We start from the raw sequence: 17,755 nt of genomic DNA, 5'->3' as shown, positions 1-17,755 counted from the left end.
ATACTTTTTTTCAAGTTCTTTCAAATCAAAAAGATGTAGTGTTCACGGCTTGTAATGGTAGTTATATTCTCCGGTCGTCTTTCCATTATAGTCTTTCATTTTCACCAGACGGTTAAGGGAATCATATTCATAGCCAACAGTATTACCGTTGGGAAGCATCGCCCGGGAAACTCCGGCCGGAGACTTGTATTCGTATATCCGGACATGAGCAGCCGGAAGCTTAGTACGCAGGCTGCGTAACAAATCCATATTAGGAATCGGCATACTCGACAAATTCTCGGGAGTAACAGAGCCAAGAGCCGCTTTCACGGTATCATAAGAAACATTGTCTATCTCTGCCACAGGATATTGCCCTTTATAGCTCCATAAATAAGTACTTTCCCGGTTATTAACAGATAAGTTGAGTATATGCCCGTATTTATCGTAATGATGATACATGATGTTATCTGCCGGATAGACTGTTTTATTACGCCCCGCTGACGAAAAAGTCATGGTAGAAGCGACAAGTGGGGTTGTTATTTCCGAGTAATGCTGCACCGACGGAAGATACAATCCTTCAGATACTTGCAGATATTCCGTTAAAATACTTTCCATCAGCCGACCATTCTTGAACTTTTTCTCTTCGACTATAGGAGAAATACAATGTTTTCGAGTCATTGTTGTGTAGATTCCCCAAGGACAATCGTTAGGATAAGTATAAGTTATTTTCAGTGTACTGCCATCCGAAAGTCCTATCTGTTTTTCCTTCAATTGCTGTGTCTGCAAATTGTAGTTGTAAGTTTCGCAGATCTCTACTCCGTCCTTCCACATTCTCTTCTCCTTCAACCGGATATTGTGAAAATTCAAGGGATGGACTACCATAGCGAGGCGATTGATACTGCCCACATAGGTGTTCTCGAAACCTGCTTGCCAGAACGCCATCTGTGCATAGAAAAGAAAGTTGTTACACCTTAAATAATACGATGCCCCATCACTATTATCGCTCATAGCCATACATTGCCATCCCGACTGATAGAACAGTTCCGGGAAGAGATTTATCCGGTCGTAAAAGTTCATTCCGAAATAATAACGATAAACAGGAGCTTCATAAGCGAATTGCGTCTTTTGTACAAGTGCCTTGGCAGCATTGTAAACCGCCGTTTCAAGCAAACTACCGTTCAATGGACTATAAACCGGAATAGAATGTTCTTCCATCCGTGGTTCTTCGTTATGATACTTGTACCAAGTATAGCCTTCTTGCCCGTCTTTGTGTTTTGTCTCCTTGACATAAGTATAACCGACATTGGCCGACGCCTGATAGGGTGAAGAAAAAAAGTTGCTACCCGACAATTCCAATTTATCCGACCGGCAAGCAATAGATTCTACTTTCTGAAAATTGCACGCCGTAGTAAAATACTGACCAAGTTTATCATAAGTTCCCGGATAATAATTAACGAACTGGAGTTTATTCAGTAGTAATCCACTACAAGTGTTGGTTTCCGGATTGACATATTCATAAGATATCTGCTGCAAGCAGGTGCCTTTAGATGGTGAATCGTAGAAATTCACTTCCTTGATACGGACTCCGGCTCCCTCCGATTCACGTTTTCCCTCTACCTTATTGTCATACTTGATGAGCATGGAAATCCTGGCATCTGTCCCACTCCCTATGGTCTGGTCGCCCAACTCGTCAGGCAAGTCCACCACAAAATAGCCCGTACCTTTCTTCACGGTCAGCTTATAGCTTTTCGACACGGTGGTAGAAGGAAGTGACTGATGATTTATCTCCTCCTTGATGTGTAACGCTTCACATTCTTTCTTCAACGAAAGATCTTTCTGCACAGGCTTATCATTTTCTATGTAATAAAGATATGCGCGGTGCGCGGCTACTGATTTCCAAGTGTTTTTACCCCTAAAAAGACTAAGAGTCACTGTCACCACTTTGTCTTCCTTGAAAGAGTAGAAATGATTTTTGGGGGTAGAATACAAATCACTGCCATGGTCGTCGAAGGAATTATTATCATAAATCGTCAGGCTTTCCATAGGTAGATCTGTCCGCGTCTGCAATAAAGTAGGCACAAAATAGTCCACAAAGTGATGAGGTTCATACACAATCTCCGAATAGCCACCGGTAGGATATTGCACACCGGTCAGAATAGAAGCCTTACTATTTTCAAAATCGTAAGCACGCATGGCTTTGGATAGAGGTTCCGAATTGTCTCGTGGCAAATCTTGTATCTTTTGATATTGAATTGGATCGTGCCACATCAGATAATAGATATCCGGAATAAATGAGGTATTGTTCAGCTGACCGTTATAATACCCCCAATAGTCCACTGCATAAGAATCCTTCCGAGGCAATGTTTTTGCATTATAAAAGAAACGGTATTTTTCTGTTTCCTGCCCGCCTACCGTAGCAAATACGGTATTCAACTTGAGCCGTTTCAGCATATGCTCCTTTTGTCGGTAAACGGAAAGGTGGGATGCATACTTGCTCCAACAATTACCGGAATCTTCACTGATAAAATAATCGTAAGAGAAGCGATAATCCCAACAACAGGTATCCGCCGGTTGAACAGCTGCCAGTGATTTCACGTAAATCCTATCCAGTTTCTTCACTTCGGGCAAATCATCGCGCAAGCTGGATACGAAATGCACCTCATAGTTGTCGGTCTTTATTTGGGTCAAGTTTACCTCCCGTCCCGTACAATCTATAAAATTTCGGGAACTGTGGCTTCGTGCCACGCGATTGTCACCACACGCCTGATTGTTGTCCACCCTTACGCTTGAAGAAAGAATGACTGATTTTAGATTTTCCCCATAGCTGAATCCCCAGTTAACCGCCGTAGTGTCATAGCTGTAATCCACCTTCTGCCCGTTAGGATAAACTGTCTGCGAAAGGGCATAAAACTCGGACTGAACTCCCATATAAACAGGAAAGTTGGTACTCATCACACTCATAAGCGTGAAGTTATGCGCTACTCCATTAGGGAAAGTTAACTTGAATCCTACCAGTCTACTGCCTAAGGCATTTACAACTTGGCCATTAGAAAACGACCGCTCTGTCATTATTTCTATCTTCACATCCTCTCGACGGTCCAACAGATAAATGCTGTCATTCCGGCTGTCTATAACAAAACGCCCCTTTCCATCGGGACATGAGTAACAGAATACATCAGGATTGAATCTACCCTCGTAATGGGCTTTACGCATAGAAGGCTCTGTCAAGAACCAGTCCATAGCCAGACGCATATCAGAACTCCACGGGCCTTTGATATGAGTCGTATTACTCAGTTTTCCGGTTTGCTCATAGGCTGCCATTACATTTTTATAGTAAGGTTCCGGATTGTAACGATCTATTTCTCCGATAACCTTGCGGGTGATGCATCCACCGACATCCAGCATCCATCCCAATCCTACCCAGCCTGCTTCCTCATTCACTTTAATTCCCGATGTGGCATATGACAAGCTGATAGGAAGTTCCACAGAACCGTCTTTCAACGTATACACCGGAATATTAACTTGTGCAGTTCCCGAATAGAGATCTACCGGGCTATCCATGTATTTATTGAAAGTAGCTGCATTGGGAGTAGCAATAGAATAGTTATTGGGATTACGGTTCAACGAATAGTCATCAGACTTTTGTGTGATCTGTGCTTGCAGGCTTGTCGGAATTACACAAGCCATACATATCATTGCAATAGAGCGTTGTAACACTCTTTTTATATTACAAAAGCATTGTAGTTTTTTCATTATTCATTAGTCTTTATTGTTTATAATATCTATGATTTCTATTTCAAACTCTATAGGGGAGGAGGCAAACTGTCCGGATGCCTCCTTCTAAAAAGTTTTTATAACCCTGCAGCTTTCACCCCAAGTATTCCGGCGATAGCCGTAGTTATGGTAACAATTACTTTCAGGATGGTCTTCCAAGTATTTTTACTTATTTTCATAATGTTCAATATTTAGTCATTTATAAATCGTTGCTTACCTCGAAGCACGGGCACTCCTTTACCCATTCCTCCGGTTCCACCACCCCGTTCCCGTTCAGGTCCGGGCTGAGATCGCGGTGTCCGCAGACGTAACTGTTGCGGAAGCGCTTCAGCAACTGGCACACGAGCAGCCGCAGCGCGCTTCTTTGCTCTGGAGTGCGGGTATCTGCAGGCTTTCCGTCGCAGTCCAGACCGCCCTCATAACAGAGGCCGATGGAATGAGCGTTGTATTATTTTGTATATTTTAGATATCGTGTTATGATATAATAAACTAAAAAGCTAATTGTAGACTTAAAATGCTGTATATCAAAATATTGTTTTTGTTTGCTTTGAATTTTCCATAATCCAGAATACAGTTGTATATGTGAAACTCAAAATTTTATAGCTATGAAAAATTAGATAAGAAAAGATGCAAGGGTATGCCTTATACCCGATTACATGGAAACGCACACTATTACCACTTATAGATTAGCAAGTGACAAATTTCTCCGCACATATTTTCCTGAAAGTGCGTATGGACTTACCCCATCCATGAAGTTCAAAAGGAGAAAGCGTTAATGATTTGTTCAGAACTGAAAAAGCCAACTTATCCATTTGTTTATAATGGGTAGGTTGGCTTTTTGCTTGTAACAGAATAGATAATGTTACATCTTAATATAAGTATATTTATCGTAATATTTTCCGTTTGGTTCTACTACTTCATAAATCAAAGTTTTAGATGTTAAAGTTAGGATTGTACAGTTTTCACCATCATATTTAAAACTCTTCCCATTTAGTGTGATTGTTTCCGATTCGCTATACTGCCAAGCACCATTATCATAGTAATAGGTAGAAATAGAATATTGGTTTTCTCCCACTTTCTTTATTTCCATTTTTGTACTTGCATCGCGGTCATTGGGATTATAAGGGTCTGGGTCTGTACTCCAAGGTTCTTTATTACCGTTGTATAATTCCCATCCTTCACCATAGTCATAATACCAAGTTCCTTCCAATGAAGCGGATATTTCTTCTTCATCATCATCACTACTGCAAGAAGTAAAGTTCACGCACATTACTACGGCTAATAAAGCCATTCCAATTAATCTAAAAGTTTTCATTTTTAATCTAAGTTTATTTGTGCCTCTATGTTCCCAATAGATAGCATTAATAAATAAGTTCAGAATAAGCATGAGGAACACAACAAGAAGCTGCATACTTATTAATTGATAGATAGACTGTCTGTTTTTACCATAGTATTATAGCCAATGTTCCCTATTGACTGTTACAAAATAAAAGAGGCGTGGGAACTATTGAGTATTATCTTATTGAGGCTCTGGACTGCCCAAGTCAAGTAATAAACAATAGCCCACGCCAAACGATATATAGACCATCTTTATAGATAGGTATATAACATTGACGTGAGCGTCCTTGCTTATTATCCTTGACTTTTGAAATTGTCCAGATTCCAATAAGGGATAATATCAATAACGCTCTTTATTAACTAATATGTCCTTCCAGTCCCTAACTCATTAGGTGTCTGGAATTGGCACAAAGTTACTAAATTACGTTTGATTAGCAAGAACTATTGTTTATTAAATCACCTGGTAAGCTGTTCTTCCTTATAACTTCAAGTAGGTAGAAAATTCAGAAGTCGGCATATAAAAGCAAATTTCTGAATAATTCTACCTAGCTAAAGATTAGAAACTCAAACAGTCATAAGTTTGTAGAATTTCTTCCTGCCTTAAACCTAAGTATCTTTTAGTTATGGTTACGCTGGAATGATTAAACAGTTCCATAAGTTTAACTAAGGCTAGTTCTGAATTGTCACTATTCATGTTATAAACTTGTCTGCCAAAAGTCTTTCTAAGTGAATGACAACTAAAGTTTTTCACTTTTAAGTGGTATTTCTTCTTTATCTCTTTTAGTATCACATTGATTCTTTGGATAGTGAAAACAGTTCCTTTTTGGCTCACTAAAATAGGTGCGTTAATTCCTATAGGCTTTATCTGTTCATAGCATTCTTTAATGTGCTGCCCAAGTTGGGCATTTATCCTAATAGTTCTCACCTTATTTGTCTTTTTCTCTATTACTGTAAATTCACTGGTATATAGTATCTGTTTCCATCTCAAAGCTAGAATGTCAGATATTCTTAGACCAGTGAAACACCCCAAAGCAATAAGAAGTGAAATTTTGTAATTTCCATCTTTAGCCAATTTCCTTATTAAATTCATTGCATCAGACCAAACCAGATAATCTGCTGTAGTGCTTGAATATTTTAAACTCATAATGTTCTGTTTTATATGTAAATAAATAAAAGTGAATATTTTACCACTACCAACATACTAGCCAATTAGTTAATGTGTTGATTTCTAGCAAAACATTCACTTTGCATATTAGTGAATATTCTATGATTGTATATAAATAAAGATAGATAAAATCAGTATCAGAAAAAAGGGATTGATAACACCAATTATTATTAGTAACAGTACTACTAGTATGCCCCATAGTACTAGTTTTTCATTATCATTCATTCTGTAGTATTTTTAAGTTATTAAAAAAGAAAGGACACCTAATAAATAGATGCCCTTTCAGTTAGTTTAGCCCAAGAACCAAGAATATTTATTATCCAGTCCTTGTAATACATTGTTCAGTCCAACACTTACCTCTGTAGCATTTACCCCACGTTGTAGATAGCTGTCTATGTAGCTGTTCTTGTTTGATTGTGTGAGTAAATTATGAAAATCAAAAAGAGATATGGCATTGTCTTTCATTCCAAAAACTTCATTGGTGTAATAATCACGACACACACTGTTTATTTGGCTGTCAGTGATTAGAAGTCTTGGTATTGCTTTCTGTCTTGCAGGTGAAAGTGCCTGGTACATTCTCATTCTGCCTACCACTTGTGCAAACTGTGTTTCAGATAGATAAGTATCTGATAATGTCTGCATCAAATGTATTTCTTTGGCAGCATTGAAGCTGTTAAGCAATTCCAGTACATTTCTGTAAAGTTCACTGATATTGGTTACTTCCATGTTGAACCTCACACCCTCACCGGTAAGAATCTGATTGGAACAAATTTTCATTCTCCAGCCAATAAAGACGGAAAACTTTTCTAAGCCTTTGGAAGAACGGTACAGATTCAAGTCACTGTAATTTCTTACCCCACCTATGCACAGTTCAAGTTTTTGCCCTCTTATCGTTTCAAAAATGGTTGGAACAGTAAAAGCAAACGCAAGTCTTTGATAGAATTGTGTCTTTTCACATTCCAACAGTTCACTTGCTTTCTTACCAAGTGCGGACGGTATTCTGCCACGTACTATATGTGAAACTCGTATTTCGGGAAAGCTCACCTTTTCACCTGCATAGAATGAGTTTGCAGCTTCATGCACACAAGAAACAAAGTCTTGGTGTGAAATGGTTGATTCCAAGTTAGCCCAAGTAGGCACAACGCATTTGTTTGCAAGTTCTTCCAGTGTAATAGAATCTGTATTGGCTTCCAAGAAAGTAATATTTGGCTTTGCAGTTTCTTCCACAATTATAGTAGCTTCTTCTGCAAACTCACCTAAATTCAAAGTTCTTTTCTCCGTTGGCATGATAACTAAATTATTCATATTGATAAAAGTTTAAATGATTAATAATTCTTTTTTATATCAATATACAGAGGGGGACTAAGGGGCACGTAGTCCGTAAAGGCAGACACTCTTATATATTTAAGGTTACTGATTGAATGGGGAGGGGGATTCTTATATGAAGTACCTTATATATTTGCTCTCTTGACTTTTAGCTAAACTGAATATAGGTGATTAGCTAGTTTAGTCAAGCATGACGGAATACTGTATATCTTCTTTCTTCTTGTTATTTATATTCAGCACTTTAGCTATATACTCCAAAGTTATTTCTTCGGAAGTTATTCTATTAGTTAGCAAACTCCTAATTTCTTCATCTTTCATATAAACCAGTTTACAAGCTAGTTCAGCAAGCAATCTGTTTCTTCTTCTGACACTGCCATCTTCCATTACTGTTATTTCATCGTTTCTATCTGGTGGAACAACACCGTTATCAATGCACCAGTCATAGATAATATGATAGATTCTTGTATCTGAATCAGCCTCTTTAAAATCTGGAATAATGGACTTGTTCAGTATCAGTAAACCATTAGTTATATATTTTATCTGTCCTGCATTGACTGCCATTTCCAGATATTTATTTAATGTCTTTGCATCAATGCCCAGTTTCTTAGATAGTTCCGTTTTGTTAAGCCCATCCAGATACGGACTTTCACTTATATACTTGTTCGTTTCCTTTTTACATATTGCCTTTATTTTAAGCAAGAAGTTCTTTACGTTGATTCTCTCACTGGCTTTTGCTATGTTCATATCATCATTAAAGAAACTGTTATAAATATAGAAGAAGTTCTCATTACATTTTGCCACATGATATTTGTTGTACGTCTTGTAGCTTCCCTCTGCTATCACATTGTTACTTATTACTTTATCAACAAGATTCTTATTCTTCTTTAGCCTTGCAACGCTTCTTTTTACAGTGCTTAATGATATGCCTAGTTTTTCGGAAATCTCCTTTTCCGTAACATTATCCGCAATGGAAGTTTTATAATTCATCCTTGATTTTATATAGGCATATACTATGGCGTCCTTATTATCTATATTATTAATGTCTTTTGTCAGTGTCGTATATTGTTGTTCCATTGTGCGCAAACGGTTGGTTATTTGATTCTTCTTGGTATATGTTATAAATCTCTCCGTTTTTCAGAGCCTTGTTGTATTTACGTGTCCCACCTAGATACCGCTTCAATTCCTTTCTGGTATTGAACAGTCTGTTGTTGTATATCATCATAATGTTACGTTTTTGTTATTAGTTACTTATCTACGAAAGCTCAAAATCTGATAATGAAGTGCGAAGCACTGAATTATCTAAGTTGTAATGTTAGTATTGTAGTAATGTATAGAGTATCATTTTTCCCCTATACTTGGTGTCAAATTTCCCATAGACTACGGTTCATTTTTCCTTAGTACCACTTTACTAAGACTATCTTTAAAAAACATCTGTAATTTACTTCCTTGTGTTATCTGGCTGGCTATGTATGCCGGAACAAGTATTATATGCAGTTCTTGATACGGCTTTATAGAGAGGCTCCGGTAGTCATAAATTACGAGACTGCCAATTATCCAGTTTAAAGTAGAATGTAATTCTACGCTTGTTTATCTGCTTCTTTTTCTTTAGAAAGCCGTTCATTTTAGCCCATATACCGATAGCTACCTTATTACCAGTAATTCCATCACTAAAAGCCATTTCCTTTAATTGTTCAAACGTGTAATACTCCATAATTGAATTGTTTTAGGTTAGTTTCATTATATACTGTAAAATCTATAGTGCTTGAATTATTCTAGGCAGTTCTGGATATACCCCTGCTCGTGGTAACTCTTTATCTTTTTATCTCTATACGATTATACTCATTTCTGGACGGTGTACCTAATCAAAGGAACACTTTCTATAGATAGCTTGTCTATATCGCCATATTGCCGTTATTCCTTTCTCTGAATAAGCTGGCAGACAAGAATAGTGACTTTATGCACTTCTTTTGTCAATAGTTTATATTTATGGCTATTGACGGATAGGCGATATTCGGAATAGATAGTTAAATAACTGTATATTAGCGATTAATTAACGTATCGAAGTAGGTGCTATATAACTTGGTTAGTAGGTAAAAAACGGCAATAAAAAAAGGCAGTCAGTTGCCCGGCTGCCTTTGTAAACCTGTTTTTGAAATAAGCAAGTTTAATCCAGTCCGACACAAGTTCGGACAAATTCCATTTCTTTATCTCTATCTTCTTGTGACAGATTTTCATTCCACTCTTCATCTTCTACAGACCAGCTTCTTCTAATTGTCACATCGTACAATTCTATATAGTGGCTTGTAGCTGGTCTATGTTCCATAAAAATGAATACTTCCGCATCCATATCTATTGCATCCGTATCATACTTATGCAGTCTTTCTATAGTTTCTGCGTCCGTTATTTCTTGATAATAAATGCCTTCGTATTCTTCTCGTTTCTCCCATTCTCTATCCATCTCAAAGATTCTTTCCAGATATTTGGAGTCAATACAATACTTCTGGATAAATTCAGAAGCGAAACCTGCACCATAATGTAAATAACCAATTTTGCACACGTCTTTCTTTAATTCAATGATACAACCTCTTGTACTCATAATTCAAAATATTTAAAGTTATTATTAAGTATATCCTGCATAAAATCCCTATCCAGAGGATTGATTAATTAATAGTTCTCTTCCATGTAATTTTTCCAAAGTCTGCTCAGTTCTTCATAAATGATGGTTTCCTTTGTTTTTCCACCTCTTGTGCCTTTAGCCTTTTCTATGTTTTCCGCATTTTCACGTTGAACATTAGCTAGAAAGTGGCTCATATTTTTAGTGAATGTACTTTTTTCGCTATCATCCGTATCTTCATACTTGCCAATAATCCAGTCAATGAGTGTACGGCTCTTCAAGAACTCCGTACTGAATGATTTTTTGGCTGCTTCAACAAGCGTTCTTCCTCTGTTGATGTTGTTTGATTTTCTAAGTACTTCATCAATATTGCCGTTGATAGCCCTGACGAGAACTGTCTTGTTTATCTTACTGCCAAATGTAGCCCACTTGGAAGCCGCATCCAGAGAGTAGCCCACACAAGTCAAATCAGACACAAAGTCCAATGTCGGCAATTCTTCTTCAACCATCATTTTCACTCCCTTTACATAATCCGCACCTTTCCATGGGGTAGTGGCAATGTTGATTTCTGCCAATGCTTTTTCAATGCCAACAGACGGATTCAAAGAATACACGAAATAGAACTCTCCTTTGTACTGTTTATCCGGTTCAACCTTTGCATTTTCCTCCAGAAGTCTTAAATGGGCACTATAACGGTGGTTTGCATCCAACAGAACAACATAATCATTTCCGTCCTTGATTTCTTCACCAGTGGTAAAATCAATCACTTTTAAACCGTCTTTAATTGCAGTGGAAGCGTCCACAATGATTGCAGGTACTAACTGACCGTATTCCCTCATTGATTTCATTTTAGCCTTGACTGCCTTTTCATTCAAATCTCTGTTACCAGCCAATCTTGCTACTTTTACTCCTTTTTCATTCAATTCACTCAATGTTAAAATTTCTTTTCTCATAATATATTACCGTTGCCTTACGGATTTATATTGGCTTCTGGCACGCCGTTTTGTTATTTTGATGATGCAAAATTAGGCAGGAATTTAGGGGTGGCAAAGGAATCTACCGAATGCCCATGTGTGTAGAAAACGTGCCCATTCCAGTACGCAAAAAAAATGCGTACCGAAAAGAATAAGCCTTTCAGTACGCATTTCTGCTATGTTTTTATGTATATCGTTTATGAAACTACCATGTAGTTATTAGCTATAACAGACGGGAATTTCTCGTTCTTGTATCTCCTAAGGAGATTGGATAACATTCTGTTCTTGTTGCCCTCCGAATCGTATTCTTCATTATATCTCTTGCCATCATAGCCTACGGTATAGATTAGCCTTGAAACAAGTATCATCTTGTCTTTAGATACCTTTACCTTTTTATTGGGTATGGTGGTAGCCTTTCTTCTTTCAATAAAGAACAGGAACATATCTGTGAATTTCCACTTCTTATAAGATATGTCAAGACTGGACTTGTCCGCAAAGCTGATTTTTGACGATAAGTCATTTCTGATAAAGCCCTCCAAACCTATGTCCTTTAATTGTTTAATCATAGTTTCTCTATCTTGTTCACTATGTATAATATCGCTATATGTATTGACAAAATGCTGCAAGGCTGCTTGAATGATTCTGATTGTGTCCTCCCTTTCAACAACATAGCTTTTCTTGTTGTTCTTCTTTAAGGTGATACTGGTAGCTTCCAATAGGGTAGCATGAAAATGGCTAAAGTCTTCTAATACGGACTTGTTCAATGCAGGTGCGTTTGTGCCAATATCCTCTATAAAGTCATATACGAACAGAAGTAGATACCAAAACTTGCTAACGTCCAACTTATACGCTTCAATGGTATTCTGTAAATCTTCATTAGTCAGGAACTTCTCTTTGAAAGAATCATCCAGCTTTCTGTATTCCCGTTTCTTGTATTCTTCCAAAGTTCCTTTGAATGTTTTCATTTCTTTGCTCCTCTTGTATCTTTCTTCAACGGATAAGTTTCTTTCCGCATATCTGTTGGCGAATATGGCAGGTGCGGAAGATTCTACGGGTATCATTCCCGTATCTGTTTCCGCATAATCTGGCAGGAAGTGATTGGCTACTTCCCACACGTATTCTAATAGTGGTTCATTTAGACATTTGTAGCTTTCAGTCCAATTTACTTTCAAATCTGGAAGTTCCGCTATCTGGTTTTCTTCTGGCATGATACATTCATTATTAGTTATACTGCAAAATAAAAGAAAAGTCTGCGAATTGCAGAAGACTTTATTTCTTATCTTCTTTGAGTGCCTTTAGTCTGGCTCTGTATTCCCTTTGTCTTCTGGCATTTTCTTCCTTATGTTCTTGGCAATACTTCACATTATATTCTCTGTTCTTCTGTTTATCTCTTATTGGCTTAAAGCGTTGTTCATAACAGTTGATTTCTTGCAATCTGTTAATGCCTTTAACCTTTCTAAGGTCAGTATAAGCCTTATTCTTTTTTGTATCTAAAAGGAACTGTAACGGTTTCTCTGAAAGTGTAGGATAAATGGAAATATTATATTGGTATGCACCCAGTTTGTCAATAAAAGCATAATCCAGCACTTCATGTATGATTTTGAATCTGGTTTCATCATCCTTTATATTATTGATTGTTTCGAGTGTTACACCAGTAACCTTTGATTCAATGTCTATCAGCATTTGTTTGACTGCTGATTGCTCATTCTTCCATTTATTGAGAGCCTTGTTTTCTTCACTTATCTTATCGTTCAATTCTTTAATGAACGAATCAGCCTTATTAATAGAAAGTGTTCCGTCCACATAAGCTCTATGCTCTATTACATCTATCTTGTTTTGTATGGCGGTTATTCTATTTTCAGAAGTGGTTATTTTATTGTCATAGTTCTCCAATTGCTGTTGGTATTGCTTTCTGACTTCATCATTATTGGAGGTCATCCTTCCTAAATAAATCATACTACCAGTATACCACAATATACTATCAACTAAATTTATTTGAATCCAGAATCCTTTGTCACAGTTTTGGCAGTGATAGGTATTATTATTCTTCTTGGCTACCATAGTACCCCCACAATAAGGACATCTTAACAAGCCTTTGCCAAAATAATAGTTATTGTATTGCTTCTTTGCCTTGTAAACATTGCCCTCCGCTATTTTTTTACAACGTTCAATCATTTCTAAAGTTACAATGGCGGGATAAACATTGCCCTCTGTTCGCAGCTTGTTGTAACCGTTGCTACTGGACGGCAGACCGGCATAGGCTGTATTATTAAGTATGAGTGATACCATACTTCTGGCTGTAGATAATTTATAATTAAAGATGCCAGTGTGTATCAATTCTTTAGCTAAGCTTCCATAACTGTATTTCCCAGTTAGATACATATTAAATATTTGTTCTACTACGGCAGCACTTTCATCCGGCACAATCTTCCTTGTCTTTTCGTCCACTTTATAGCCATACAATAACCAGCCTCCGGTATAGTATGATTCTTTCCTTTTGGCATCCTTGGTGCGTTTCCATCTAGCTAACTTGGTTCTCATCTCACTTTCCGCCATCTGACTGAACAATGTGAATATCATTTCTGCACCCTCGTCAATATCACCGTTATCTTTAAATAAACGTATGGACGGTTCCTTTATTACCAACTGCACCTTATGGTTGATTAGATAGTCCAGCACACTAAAGTTAATCTTCTTTCTTCTGGCAATACGGGACACTTCCCAGCAATAGACACAGTTAATGGCATTGTCTGTTTCTATCAGTTCTTTCATTCTGTTAAGTCCTGCACGTTCTTCTTCTGATAGCTTGATACCGGATTCCTTTTCACAGATAGGTATAATATCATCTGGTGAATAACCGTCTTTAATCGCCATCTCATATATTGCTCTTTCTTGTTCGTCAAAGTCTTGTGTCTTTGTAGATACTCTGACTAATAGTATTGCTTTCATTATCAATGCTTTTTGATTTTTATGATGCAAAGTTAATTAAAAACGTAACAAGTTATCTAAAATATCTAATGAAATATGTGTCCTTTCACGTGCGCACCGATGAGTTCCGGCGGGCGGGTATTGACGACAGTGCCGTCCCGACGAATGTAATAGTGATAGCCGATGCCGCGGAATCCGCGACGGCGATGGATAATTTCCAGTTCTTCTGTCGTGAGGGCACGGTCTGCCCGGGTGGCGCTGCAATGCACCACAATCAAATTGATACTTCTCATGGATTGAATGAATTTTTTAAAATGAATAGTTTAGCCAGTCTTCGTTTAGTTTCTGATTCCTTTTTCCGATTGAAGACAGAGTGGCGGAGGCACACAGTGTTTATTTAAATCTGATGCCCGGGAAACCCTCTGCGTCTCCGCGCCTCTGTGTTCAATTCCCTATCCTAACGGATTCTCATCCACACCGCCGCCGCCGGAACCGCTACCGCTATCGGAGCCGCTGCCGCTTCCTGAACCTCCCGTCTGGCTTGTTTCGTAAGGAATACATTTCACACCGGTCACCATGGAACGGGTTGAAGTCGTGCGGTCGAGGTTCTTCTTGTAGCAGGGCAGGAACCGCACGGTCATTGTGGCCTGTGCAGCCGATACCTTGTCGGCGGTTGCCACACCTCTGCCGTTGGATTTCATGGCCATACGGAATGTGCCGAAGCCGTCCAGGGTCACACTTTCGGAAGATTGCAGGTGGGTGGTCAGCACACGCACCAGGTTGTCGATAACGTTTTTCGTATCACCCTTGCTCAGAGAAGAGTATTCTGCTATTTCCAGGGCAATCTGGTCGGTGGAAACATTTCCTTTCAGGACCACACGAGGATAAAATACTTTTATGCCATCCTTATTTTCCAATATGGATTGGACTGTTTTATATAATACTGCCATAATTTAATAATGTCGTTTAGTTTAGTTAATAGAATGATTTTGTTTTGTGTCTTAAACTTAATCACACTGCAAATATAAGCCTTATATTATGAATGGCAGAATGAAAAATGCCGTTTTTCTCATAAAATGCATCTGCTTGATTTACTGTTTGTAAACTCACCCCTTGTTGCATAAACTCAACAGGAACTTCCCCGGCTGACGTATCTTCCCACAGCTTTCGCGTATCGTCGAGAAGCCTTTCCACATGGGGTGGCCGATGATGCCGAAATTGCTTTTGAGGATGATGGCGCGTTGTTCCTGGGGAGAGATCCCGAATTGGCGGAGATTGAAGAGCAGCCCGTCAAGGTTGCGGTTCATTCCGTCCTGGGGTGGTTGCATACGACGGACGTCCTCGGCGGTCCACTCTTTGCGGGGTTGGCGGGAAGAGGCTGCTGACGGTGAAGAAGGAGTTGGCGGTGAAAAAGTGTCCGTAGTAGCGGCAGAAGAAGGGAAAAACTCCTCCTCTCCGTCTCCCTCCGCGGACTCCCGGTCCGCGTCCTGAGTTCCCACCGTGGGGGAACTATTGAGGAGGGGATATTCTATGCTTTGCTGTGCTATGCTATTCTGTGCTATGCTATGTGTACCGGATGTTACATTTTCGTGGATAAATGTTACATTTTGGGACGTATTCGCTGCACTTTCGGGAAATTGGCCGGGAGTTTCGGGAAACGGTCCGGCGGTCTCCTCCTGCTCTTCGGTGTCGCCATCCTCTTGTTCGTCGGTGATGAGATTGAAGCGGCTGTCTATCGCGGAGGTTTTGCGGCGTTTGGTGCTGAAAAGGTATTGTTTCTGTATTTCGGCACTGGTCAGCACGCCGCACTCCCTGAAGAGCGTGGCATCGAATATGCCGTATTCGGCGGCAAGCGTGAGGATGCGTTTCACGTCTGCCGCTGTCTGCTGGTAGAGGTTGGCGGAGATGTCTTCGTAAAAGAATGCGTCGGTGAGGACGTAGTAGCCTTCGCCGCCGTAGATGCAGGAAAATGCGCTTACCAATGTGGCAAGGACGCCATCGCCTTCGCGCTTCATGATGCGGCGCACCAGGCGGTTCTGCATAAAATCTATGTCAAGGGGGAAATAGTCAAGCCCCCGTTTTTTTATTCTGGACATGGTGTCTGGTTATGTAGGGTTTTGATGCACCACAGATTACACAGATTTGCACAGATTAGGGAAGATATCTCTGATTATTAATAAATTAATTCTGTGCTAATCTGTGTAATCTGTGGTGAAATAATTCATTTCTATACAGTTATGATTCCTCACAGACCGTTTCCCGCAGCCTTCTGCGTTTTCTTGCCATGCTTTCGTTCACCACTTGGCGGGCATGGAGGATCAGCTCCATACGGAGTATACGGTCTTGAATATCAGTTATCACGGGATACATATGTGTGTCATTCACAGAGTGTGAATCCATGTAGCGTTTCTTACTGGCTGCGCTGCGGCACTCCTTGCAGCAGTAGTCCGGAACCTGTGTCTTCCGGTTGACATAAAAAGCCTCTGCCGGGAGTTCCCGCAAACAGGAGTGGCAGGTACGGATAGGAGGGTTAAGTGTTTGTTTCATAATGATATAAATATGTGTATATTGAATAATCGGATTTTGTTTCTTGCATCTATATATCTGTCGTGCTGCATCTATATACCGGATGTGCTGCATCTATATATTCAACACGCAGGAGCTATATATCCTGCACGTTGCATCTATATATCCGTTCTTGTGGGTTCCCTTATTCGGAGGGTGAAACATTTGTTTTTCATAATTTCATGCAATTTATTTGTTATTCTAAAACAAAGAGATTACTTTTGTCGGAGCAAATATAGATAGATTTTCGTATAAAAAACAAATAGTTTTAGATATTAATTCTCATAAAGTGTATAACTGCATATCAATGAGCGGGATATAGATACTTAATTATTTACAATATAAAAGACAATGGAAAAAGAACAGGATTTATTATTCAATGTAGCCGACATCGTGAAACGCGCCAAGCGAGTACTGAATTTCAAGACGGATGCCGAGCTGGCGACCCACCTGGGTGTGTCGCGCTCCACGTTGAGCAACTGGATTGCACGGAACAGCATCGACTTTCCGCTGCTGCTTGAAAAACTGAAAGAGGTGGATTACAACTGGCTGTTGGTGGGAAAAGGCCAGCCCATGCATCAATCGAAATACTGTCATGGCGGAATCGTTTCGGGCGAAGTAGAGATGATTCATAATCCCAAAACGGCTGATTCGATGGCCGACCGCAGCGTGTCGCTATACAACATAAACGCTGCCGCCAACCTGAAAACATTACTTGCCAACAAGCCCCAGTATGTGGTAGGAAAGATACAGATACCCGACATACCTGTCTGCGACGGCGCGGTCTATATCAGTGGAGACAGTATGTACCCCATTCTGAAATCGGGGGATATCGTGGGCTTTAAGGAAATCAGCAACTTCAGTAGCGTGATTTACGGGGAGATGTACCTGGTTTCGTTCAACATCGACGGCGACGAATACCTGTCGGTGAAGTACGTGAACCGTTCTGATGCGGAAGGCTGTATCAGACTGGTGAGTTACAATCCGCACCATGAGCCGATGGACGTGCCCCTCGCATGCATACAGGCGATGGCGATTGTCAAATTCTCCATCAGAAAGAACATGATGATGTAGCAGTAGAAAGAGGGGCGG

The 17,755-nt window shown here is 39.4% G+C and carries 15 protein-coding genes and 2 pseudogenes; 1 reads left to right on the top strand and 16 read right to left on the bottom strand.

Translation table 11 applies throughout. The features are described 5' to 3' along the window. Window positions 1-42: 42 nt before the first annotated feature. The 16 genes and pseudogenes from BUC01_RS01365 to BUC01_RS01290 form a co-directional block, all read right to left on the bottom strand. Window positions 43-3,666, bottom strand: coding sequence for a hypothetical protein (locus tag BUC01_RS01365; RefSeq protein ID WP_073312472.1), 3,624 nt, complete (start codon window positions 3,664-3,666; stop codon window positions 43-45). Window positions 3,667-3,830: 164 nt separating this feature from the next. Continuing rightward, the gene (locus BUC01_RS25360) at window positions 3,831-3,932 is read right to left on the bottom strand and encodes a smalltalk protein (protein WP_159106514.1); all 102 of its coding nucleotides are present in this window, start codon (window positions 3,930-3,932) and stop codon (window positions 3,831-3,833) included. A gap of 20 nt (window positions 3,933-3,952) precedes the next feature. Then, window positions 3,953-4,201: pseudogene (locus tag BUC01_RS25015) on the bottom strand (peptidoglycan recognition protein family protein); the annotation flags it as partial. Window positions 4,202-4,615: 414 nt separating this feature from the next. Further along, window positions 4,616-5,068 carry a hypothetical protein gene (locus BUC01_RS01355; protein WP_025833210.1) on the bottom strand — a complete coding sequence of 151 codons (453 nt, stop codon included), beginning with the start codon at window positions 5,066-5,068 and terminating at the stop codon, window positions 4,616-4,618. 579 nt (window positions 5,069-5,647) lie between these two features. Further along, window positions 5,648-6,235 (bottom strand): tyrosine-type recombinase/integrase, encoded by a 588-nt coding sequence (locus tag BUC01_RS01350; RefSeq protein WP_025833212.1) that lies wholly within the window; start codon window positions 6,233-6,235, stop codon window positions 5,648-5,650. 312 nt (window positions 6,236-6,547) lie between these two features. Next, window positions 6,548-7,561, bottom strand: coding sequence for a DUF3871 family protein (locus BUC01_RS01345; protein WP_025833214.1), 1,014 nt, complete (start codon window positions 7,559-7,561; stop codon window positions 6,548-6,550). 201 nt (window positions 7,562-7,762) lie between these two features. Further along, complete coding sequence (locus tag BUC01_RS01340; RefSeq protein ID WP_230327111.1) at window positions 7,763-8,656, bottom strand: helix-turn-helix transcriptional regulator; 894 nt, start codon at window positions 8,654-8,656, stop codon at window positions 7,763-7,765. 454 nt (window positions 8,657-9,110) lie between these two features. Then, on the bottom strand, window positions 9,111-9,293 hold the full coding sequence (locus BUC01_RS01330; RefSeq protein WP_025833217.1) for a hypothetical protein: 183 nt from the start codon (window positions 9,291-9,293) through the stop codon (window positions 9,111-9,113). Window positions 9,294-9,746: 453 nt separating this feature from the next. Then, window positions 9,747-10,178: a hypothetical protein gene (locus tag BUC01_RS01325; protein WP_025833218.1), complete on the bottom strand. Its 432-nt coding sequence runs from the start codon at window positions 10,176-10,178 to the stop codon at window positions 9,747-9,749. A gap of 68 nt (window positions 10,179-10,246) precedes the next feature. Further along, window positions 10,247-11,149 carry a ParB N-terminal domain-containing protein gene (locus BUC01_RS01320; protein WP_034524481.1) on the bottom strand — a complete coding sequence of 301 codons (903 nt, stop codon included), beginning with the start codon at window positions 11,147-11,149 and terminating at the stop codon, window positions 10,247-10,249. Between the two features lie 218 nt (window positions 11,150-11,367). After that, window positions 11,368-12,378 carry a hypothetical protein gene (locus tag BUC01_RS01315; RefSeq protein ID WP_025833220.1) on the bottom strand — a complete coding sequence of 337 codons (1,011 nt, stop codon included), beginning with the start codon at window positions 12,376-12,378 and terminating at the stop codon, window positions 11,368-11,370. A gap of 61 nt (window positions 12,379-12,439) precedes the next feature. Next, window positions 12,440-14,119, bottom strand: coding sequence for a recombinase family protein (locus BUC01_RS01310; protein ID WP_025833221.1), 1,680 nt, complete (start codon window positions 14,117-14,119; stop codon window positions 12,440-12,442). Between the two features lie 80 nt (window positions 14,120-14,199). Further along, window positions 14,200-14,391: pseudogene (locus BUC01_RS01305) on the bottom strand (N-acetylmuramoyl-L-alanine amidase); the annotation flags it as partial. A 159-nt stretch (window positions 14,392-14,550) separates the two neighbouring features. After that, window positions 14,551-15,048 carry an HU family DNA-binding protein gene (locus BUC01_RS01300; protein WP_025833222.1) on the bottom strand — a complete coding sequence of 166 codons (498 nt, stop codon included), beginning with the start codon at window positions 15,046-15,048 and terminating at the stop codon, window positions 14,551-14,553. 156 nt (window positions 15,049-15,204) lie between these two features. After that, a complete protein-coding gene (locus BUC01_RS01295) occupies window positions 15,205-16,194 on the bottom strand; it encodes a DUF4373 domain-containing protein (RefSeq protein ID WP_073312469.1) in 990 nt (329 codons plus the stop codon). Window positions 16,195-16,333: 139 nt separating this feature from the next. Further along, window positions 16,334-16,645 carry a hypothetical protein gene (locus BUC01_RS01290; protein ID WP_025833227.1) on the bottom strand — a complete coding sequence of 104 codons (312 nt, stop codon included), beginning with the start codon at window positions 16,643-16,645 and terminating at the stop codon, window positions 16,334-16,336. Between the two features lie 369 nt (window positions 16,646-17,014). Between BUC01_RS01290 and BUC01_RS01285 the strand changes: the two genes are divergently transcribed. Next, window positions 17,015-17,737, top strand: coding sequence for a LexA family transcriptional regulator (locus tag BUC01_RS01285; protein ID WP_025833229.1), 723 nt, complete (start codon window positions 17,015-17,017; stop codon window positions 17,735-17,737). Window positions 17,738-17,755 lie beyond the last annotated feature (18 nt).

The organism is Bacteroides stercorirosoris (genome assembly GCF_900142015.1).
In the GTDB taxonomy this organism is placed as follows: domain Bacteria; phylum Bacteroidota; class Bacteroidia; order Bacteroidales; family Bacteroidaceae; genus Bacteroides; species Bacteroides stercorirosoris.
The sequence above is the reverse complement of the archived record's forward strand: the minus strand, read 5'-3'. Positions and strand labels throughout refer to the sequence as shown.

What these genes read in the sequence shown, in the direction of transcription:
- BUC01_RS01365 (WP_073312472.1), bottom strand. Translation starts at nt 3,666, where the DNA reads ATGGCTTGTGTAATTCCGACAAGCCTGCAAGCACAGATCACACAAAAG.
- BUC01_RS25360 (WP_159106514.1), bottom strand. Translation starts at nt 3,932, where the DNA reads ATGAAAATAAGTAAAAATACTTGGAAGACCATCCTGAAAGTAATTGTT.
- BUC01_RS01355 (WP_025833210.1), bottom strand. Translation starts at nt 5,068, where the DNA reads ATGAAAACTTTTAGATTAATTGGAATGGCTTTATTAGCCGTAGTAATG.
- BUC01_RS01350 (WP_025833212.1), bottom strand. Translation starts at nt 6,235, where the DNA reads ATGAGTTTAAAATATTCAAGCACTACAGCAGATTATCTGGTTTGGTCT.
- BUC01_RS01345 (WP_025833214.1), bottom strand. Translation starts at nt 7,561, where the DNA reads ATGAATAATTTAGTTATCATGCCAACGGAGAAAAGAACTTTGAATTTA.
- BUC01_RS01340 (WP_230327111.1), bottom strand. Translation starts at nt 8,656, where the DNA reads ATGGAACAACAATATACGACACTGACAAAAGACATTAATAATATAGAT.
- BUC01_RS01330 (WP_025833217.1), bottom strand. Translation starts at nt 9,293, where the DNA reads ATGGAGTATTACACGTTTGAACAATTAAAGGAAATGGCTTTTAGTGAT.
- BUC01_RS01325 (WP_025833218.1), bottom strand. Translation starts at nt 10,178, where the DNA reads ATGAGTACAAGAGGTTGTATCATTGAATTAAAGAAAGACGTGTGCAAA.
- BUC01_RS01320 (WP_034524481.1), bottom strand. Translation starts at nt 11,149, where the DNA reads ATGAGAAAAGAAATTTTAACATTGAGTGAATTGAATGAAAAAGGAGTA.
- BUC01_RS01315 (WP_025833220.1), bottom strand. Translation starts at nt 12,378, where the DNA reads ATGCCAGAAGAAAACCAGATAGCGGAACTTCCAGATTTGAAAGTAAAT.
- BUC01_RS01310 (WP_025833221.1), bottom strand. Translation starts at nt 14,119, where the DNA reads ATGAAAGCAATACTATTAGTCAGAGTATCTACAAAGACACAAGACTTT.
- BUC01_RS01300 (WP_025833222.1), bottom strand. Translation starts at nt 15,048, where the DNA reads ATGGCAGTATTATATAAAACAGTCCAATCCATATTGGAAAATAAGGAT.
- BUC01_RS01295 (WP_073312469.1), bottom strand. Translation starts at nt 16,194, where the DNA reads ATGTCCAGAATAAAAAAACGGGGGCTTGACTATTTCCCCCTTGACATA.
- BUC01_RS01290 (WP_025833227.1), bottom strand. Translation starts at nt 16,645, where the DNA reads ATGAAACAAACACTTAACCCTCCTATCCGTACCTGCCACTCCTGTTTG.
- BUC01_RS01285 (WP_025833229.1), top strand. Translation starts at nt 17,015, where the DNA reads ATGGAAAAAGAACAGGATTTATTATTCAATGTAGCCGACATCGTGAAA.